Here is a 6365-nt window from a genome sequence, read left to right as displayed (position 1 = left end):
GCTGCGTTCTCTGCACGGTCAGCGGCGGCACGTGCGCGGGCTGCTTCCTCGGCGGAAACACCTGCTTCACCGGCGGCAGCATCTGCCAGGCTTGCTGCTTCCTGCGCATTGAGTTTCGCGCTGCCGGCGGAGTTCGCGGCATTGAGCGATTCTTGGATCGCAACCCGGGAGGCGTCGGCGGCGTCCTTAGCGGATTGGGCGTTCTTGGCTGCGTCACGGGCTACTTCTGCTGCGGTGCGCGCGGCGGAGGCCATGCCGGCGTTACCGGCTGCGGCTGAGGCCGCCACGAGGGCGTTGGACGCGGCGATGTTCGCCCGTGACGTCGCAGCTGCAGCGTTTGAGGCTGCGTTTGCTGCGGCGAGCATGGCTTGGCGGGCCTCTTGGGCTGCGTTAACGGCGATATCCGCCGCCGTGGCTGCCTGGTCGGCAAGGCTGGCGGCCCTCTGCGCTGCCGCGGTGGCCTTTTCGGCGTTTTGTTGACCCTGGGCTGCTTCGGCTTTGGCTTTGTCCAAGGCTTGCTTGGCCAGCAGGGACGCTGTCTGGGCCTGCTTGGAGGACTCCTCGGCCTTGAGTTTTTCTCCACGAGCTATCTCGCTGGCTGCTTTGGCTTGATCGGTCAGCTGCCCGATCGTGGCTGTCTCAATGTCCCGGGCCGAGGCAACGAACTGACCGTACCGGAGGAAGTCCTCGATGAGCTGTGGAGAACCGGTGTCGAGGGCGGCTTGGGCTGCGATCTTAACGCTTTTCGAGCCTGTTTCGATCAGGTGATACGTTTTGACGCGGTTGTCCAGATCCTGGGCCTTTTTCTTGCCGCTGAGCAGGAAGTCCTGGATGTTCTGTTCCGTGCCGTGATCGAGCATCTTGGACGCGGACGATCGTACGTGCGGCGTTCCGGTGTCGAGCAGGAACGTCACTTGCGTTCGGTTATCGCCGACCCAGGCTGAGCGCCATCCTTGGGTGACGAAGGCATTCATCGCCGCGTCGCCCTCATCGAGTGCCTTTTTCGCCCCTGCCCGGACGTGCTCGCCACCGATCATGGAGAGCTTCACGACCGTCAGACGGAGGTCCTGGCGGAGCGCGACGTCCTGGGGTGCGGGGTCGCCGTTGACTCCGTCGCGGAATTTCGCCATGGCGTCGGGTCCACCGAGCAGAGCGGCTTCAGCGGCCTCTCGGACGGTTGGTCCGCCTGTCTTCCACAGCCGCAGGACCCCGGCGTCATCCGTTGCCCTGGCTACCGGGGCCGGGACTATCAAGCCGCCGTCGTCAGCGCGGGCGCTCACCGTGGTCGAGAGCAGGCCGGCTACCAAAGCAATCGCCAGTGCGGCGCCGATGAAAGCGATGAGGTAGGCGCGGCGTATTCCGCGCACAACGAAAGAAGTCATGAAAGTCCCCCAAAGAAGCACGAGCGTTTGAGGCCAAAGAGGCCAAAAAAGAACAACCCGCCGCTTCATTGGGTAGAGGAGCGGCCGTAAGAAGGGCTGTCGGCACGAACGCTACCCACACAAACCAGTATTCGTCCAGAGCTTTGAATAAATTCTTAAATGTGACAGCTGACCCTCAACTCCGAGGAGAAGAAGTTCCATATCGTCTGTTAGGATCCGTTCGAAATGTGACGTCAAGTACGGCACGAACCTGAGGAATCCGATCGTGGCGCTCTCCGGTCGGTCAATGCGTTGCCGGTCATTTCATCTCATCGCATCCGGGGACGGGCTGCCCCAGTAACAGCCCTAACGCACAAAATAGGGGGACAAATGGGCCGGAAACGCGCCGCGACAGTGATCGCGGCCTTCGTGGGGGTGGCTGGCATGACGGCAGCGTTGGCACCTCCTGTCATGGCGGCGTGGCCGCAAAACGTTCAGGTTCCGGCTCAAGTGACGGCTACCGAGCCGTCGTTCACGGTAGAGAACTTCATCCATCCCGGCGCTGACATCCTCGGCCCGGAACGGAAGATCGTCCTCAAGGACGGCAACAGCAACATCCAGTGGGTTCCTTGCGTGGCCACTGATGAAACCCAGATCGAAATTGACCACTGGGTTGATTCCCCGCAAGGCGAAATGACGCAGACCGATTGCTTCAAAATCAACGGCACTCCGGGCTGGTTGAAGATGGAAATCACAGGATCATTCGGCATCGACGCCGGATTCAGTGACACTGTCGTCACCACGGTTCTGGACGGAAAAACCGAATCCCGAAGCGTCGAAGCTACCTGCCGTTCCACCGTCCGAGGGCAGACTGATAAAGCCAGCGTCGTGGAACTGAAGGTCAACTACACCGGCACAGAGCAGGACACCGACTGCACCGCCCCAGTGAAGGTCGTGACCCCGTGAGGAAACCACAGATCATGAAACGGACCGCATCGGTCGCAGCGGCAGCAGCCCTCAGCCTGGCAGTGGGGTTGATGGCCCAGGCGCCAGCTCAGGCCATCAGCAACAGCCCGGCCACACCAGCGGGCACCAACGATTTCGTCGTGAAAATCGACACCGGTTTCAACACCTGCACCGGCACGCTCGTTGCCGCCCAATGGGTCCTTACGGCCGCGAGCTGCTTCCAGCAGGATCCCGCCCAGTACGCGAGCCTGAACTCGGGCGTTCCGACAAAGAAGATCAAAGTCCTCTTCGGAGTTGACACAGCGGTCCGGGACAAGACGGGTCTGGGTGTCATCCACGTCGAACGCCGCGGTGACCGCGACATGGCCATGGTTAAGCTCGCAAAACCCGTGACCGTGGCTCCTGTCAATCTTCCAACGACGGCATTGCAGAACAACGAACAGCTCAGCTTTACCGGGTTCGGCCGGACCCATGACACCTGGATTCCCGGTGGGAAGCACACCGGAACGTTCGTTTCAGGCGCCCTGACAGCCGAAACGACGCAGATCAGCCCCGGGGCAGCAGGAGTCGCCCTGTGCGCAGGCGACAGCGGCGCACCCGGACTCCGTACGACGGCAAACGGTCCGGAGCTGGTCGCGGTCAACAGCCGCAGCTGGCAAAACGGATGCCTGTACGCGCAGACCGCCACCACGGGGCCCGGAACGGGTAGCCGCGTCGACAACATCACGGACTGGATCAAATCCCTGGTCTCCCTGAACGTCGCCAATGGCTCCGTTGCCCAGATCCGGGCCACCGGAGCCAACGGCAACTGCTTGTACGTGAACAACGAAGTCGTCCGGACAGAAACCTGCGGTACGAACCCCAACCGCAAATGGGAATTCAAAGATGCTGGAGCTCCGAACACCTTCACCATCAAGAACGTCTCCACCGGAACCTGCCTGACCGGTGACACGAACGCCGGGACTTCCCCGCAGATCGCCGTCGCCACTTGCTCCGACCCCGTCAGTGCTCACCAGAAGTGGGAACTGACCCAAACTGACGGCACGACGACCATCAAGAACGTGGGCAACCAGGCCGTGGCACAGTTCCAAGGAACTGCCAGCACCGCCAACGTCAACCAGGTCACCGGAGCTACCGAGCGGGTGAAGTGGACCCTGAGCACCGGAGACTACTTCGACCTCAGCGCCTCCGATGTCGTGGCCGTCAGCCCCGACGGCAGCATGTACAACCTCTACCAGTACGAAGCGACGAGCTCCCCGGGGCTCCTGAACGGCGTATCCGTTGGTACGGGCTGGTCAGGCCTTCAGTCCGGTTTCGTCACCGACTGGAACGCTGACGGTTTCCAGGACCTCGTTGTTCAGTGGAACGACGGAAAGCTCCGCCTCTACCGCGGATCAACCAGTGTCTACACCGGCTACGAAGTCATCGGTGAAGGATGGAGCGGTTGGCAGTTGAGCATCGGCCGGTGGAAGACTGCTGATGTCTACCCGAGCATCATTGCAACCAGCACTGATGGGATCATGCGGAACTACGAAAACCCGAACGGCGGCCGGGTCGGCAATCACACCCAGATCGGTCAAGGATGGTCAGGCCTGGAGATCGTCCAAATGGACTTCGACAAGGACAAATCCACCGATATTGTCGCCAAGAACAGCGCCGGAGAGTTGAAGCTTTACCGCGGTAACGGGACGGGCGGCTTCCTGAACGTAACCCCGGCTGTTGTCGGTTGGGGCTGGAACGTCATCACGGCCATGTCCCCGACGTCGGGCTTCGCAGGACCCGGAACCACCGGCATGCTGGCACGCACCAGCGGCGGGGAACTGAAGTACTACCCGATCAACGCCAACGGTGCTTGGGGCAACCCCACTACCGTCGGATCGGGATGGTCGCCCTTGAAGATCTTCCGTTCCACCATGCCCTGACCTGCTAACCACCAATCGAGTTTGAAGGGCCGCCCGGACCGGCGGCCCTTCAAACTTCATTTAAACGGAAACGAGAAAAAATCGTGGGACTTTTTTCCCGAAAAGGCATTGCCGACCCGCATTTGCCCGACCTGACGACCAAACAGGCCGACAAACTCCGCGCGCTCTGCGCCGCCGTCCTGGGCAGGCAAGGAGCCGCGGTCACCGACGCCGGAGATCACCTCTACGGGGACAACGACCAGAAGTACGGATTGTTTGCGATCAGCCGCAAGGCGGCCACTCTTTCTGAAAAGGAATGGCCGGCGATGGTCGAACAACACTTCGCCGGATTCCTCAGCAGCACGCCGGCATCGAAGGCCACCGTCGAGGAGCTACATGCCGGTGTGTACCCGAAGTTCATAGCTCCCCACACCATGGATTGGATGGAAAGCCAGCACGGCCCGTCCGCCTACTCCTACGTCCGGCCCACTGCCCGGCTTCCGCTGCTGATCGCCCTGGATTCCCCGGAATCCGTTTCCTATCTCACCGCTGACCAGGTCGAATTCGCCGGCGGGGCTGATCTTCTCTGGGACAAGGCATTCAGGAACCTGACCGACGCAGGTCCCGGCCAACCCGAGGAATTCACTGCCGAAGGCGGCTCGTTCCTGGTCTTCGAAACCGAATCCGTGTACCAGGCATCATGGATCGCGTGCATGGACAAGTTCGTCGAATCACTCGGCTACACGCCCGGACCACTCGGAGCCTTGGTGACCATCCCCGCAACAAACTTTCTCTGCCTGCACCTGGTCAGTGAAGCCACCAGCATCGAGGACATCAAAGCGATGCTCATGTTCGCCGGAACCGTCCACTCCCAGCACCCCTCCCCGCTGGCACCGCTTCTGTACTGGTGGAACGGAAGCACCGTGGAAAACATTTCAAGCAACGAAGGCGAGGACGTCAACCTCTACCTTCCCGACGAGCTGTTGAGCGTCCTGCAGGACTAACGACCACAAGAAGCAGGACGCTACCTGTCGGACCGGCAAGGTAGCATCCCTTGCTGTCTGCACCGCTCAGAGTGCAGCTACTACGAAAATGGGGGAACCAACATCATGAAAAGAAGATTCAGGGCTCTTGCAGCCATCGCCGCGGCGTTGACCGGTGTAGCCGCCTTGGGCGGCGCGCCTGCGCAGGCGGAGACGCCGAATAACTACCCGCTGAGCGGGTTTTTCATTTACTCGTCCAAGACCCACCAGACCAACGTGGACAAGCTTGCGGCGATGAAGGCTGTGGGCGCCGACACGGTCATCACGTTCGGCAGCATCCTTAAGCCCGCGACGCTGAACGCCTCAAAGCAGGTGCTGAAAACGGATGGCACCGTTGATCCCGCGTACAGCAACTGCCAGATCAGTGGCGTGCCGTGCCTGACATCGATCACGGCCGGGTACACGATCAACAGGGTCTTCACCTTCAGCAACGCCAGCCACTGGGGTGGCGGTTCTTTGAAGTGCGCCAAAGACAAGAAGGTCGACTTCAACGGCAGCACCTACACGATCTTGTTGATCCCGAACCTGGAGAACGGCTGCTACTCCACGGACAACACGTACGATGTCGTGGCCATCGACGGCGGCAAGACCGCGGACGCTGATCCCGTGGTGTCAGTGGCGAACGCGGCCACGGGCCTGGGAATGAAGTTCTACGCCGGCATGCCCGCACCCATCAAACGCACCGACTACGCGTGGCTGCCGGATATGAGCTACAGCGCCACGCTGGGCAAGTTCACCGAACGGTTCATGATGTTCCAGTCCGCGAACAACAACGTGCCCGGCTTGGCTGGTTTCTACCACACCACTGAAATGCCGCTCGTTGACAGCGCTGCATGGACCTCGGTCACGGACCTCTACCGGATCCAGAACGCGGCCATTGAGAAGTACCTGCCCACCCGTGAAGCGGTCATCAGCCCCTACCTCGATGCCCGGTTCAGCAACACCTACACCCCGGCCAGCGCGACGAACGCCGTGAAAAACATCGCAGCGACAGCCAGCGGTACCAAACTCTACATCGCCCCTCAGGACGGTATGGGCACCGGCAAGGGCGGCGCCTACATGGGCAACGAATCCACCCTCAACGTCGACCCGTT

5 protein-coding genes are annotated in these 6365 nt (G+C 61.2%); 4 read left to right on the top strand and 1 reads right to left on the bottom strand.

What is annotated here, in order from left to right; genetic code table 11:
- Positions 1-1382, bottom strand: a 1382-nt coding sequence (locus A477_RS22400; protein ID WP_017199869.1) for a hypothetical protein, incomplete at its 3' end; no start/stop codon positions are given.
- Between the two features lie 369 nt (positions 1383-1751).
- Here A477_RS22400 and A477_RS22395 point away from each other — a divergent pair.
- The 4 genes from A477_RS22395 to A477_RS0115510 all read left to right on the top strand — a co-directional run.
- Positions 1752-2327, top strand: a complete 576-nt coding sequence (locus tag A477_RS22395; RefSeq protein ID WP_017199868.1) for a hypothetical protein — start codon at positions 1752-1754, stop codon at positions 2325-2327.
- Positions 2328-2341: 14 nt separating this feature from the next.
- On the top strand, positions 2342-4249 hold the full coding sequence (locus A477_RS22770) for a trypsin-like serine protease (RefSeq protein WP_017199867.1): 1908 nt from the start codon (positions 2342-2344) through the stop codon (positions 4247-4249).
- 83 nt (positions 4250-4332) lie between these two features.
- Positions 4333-5232: a hypothetical protein gene (locus tag A477_RS0115515; RefSeq protein ID WP_017199866.1), complete on the top strand. Its 900-nt coding sequence runs from the start codon at positions 4333-4335 to the stop codon at positions 5230-5232.
- 105 nt (positions 5233-5337) lie between these two features.
- The coding region (locus tag A477_RS0115510) for a hypothetical protein (protein WP_017199865.1) at positions 5338-6365 on the top strand (1028 nt) is incomplete at its 3' end.

This window comes from Arthrobacter sp. M2012083, from assembly GCF_000281065.1.
In the GTDB taxonomy this organism is placed as follows: domain Bacteria; phylum Actinomycetota; class Actinomycetes; order Actinomycetales; family Micrococcaceae; genus Arthrobacter.
Note: the sequence above shows the minus strand (reverse complement) of the source record. Positions and strands in the feature narration are given on the sequence as shown.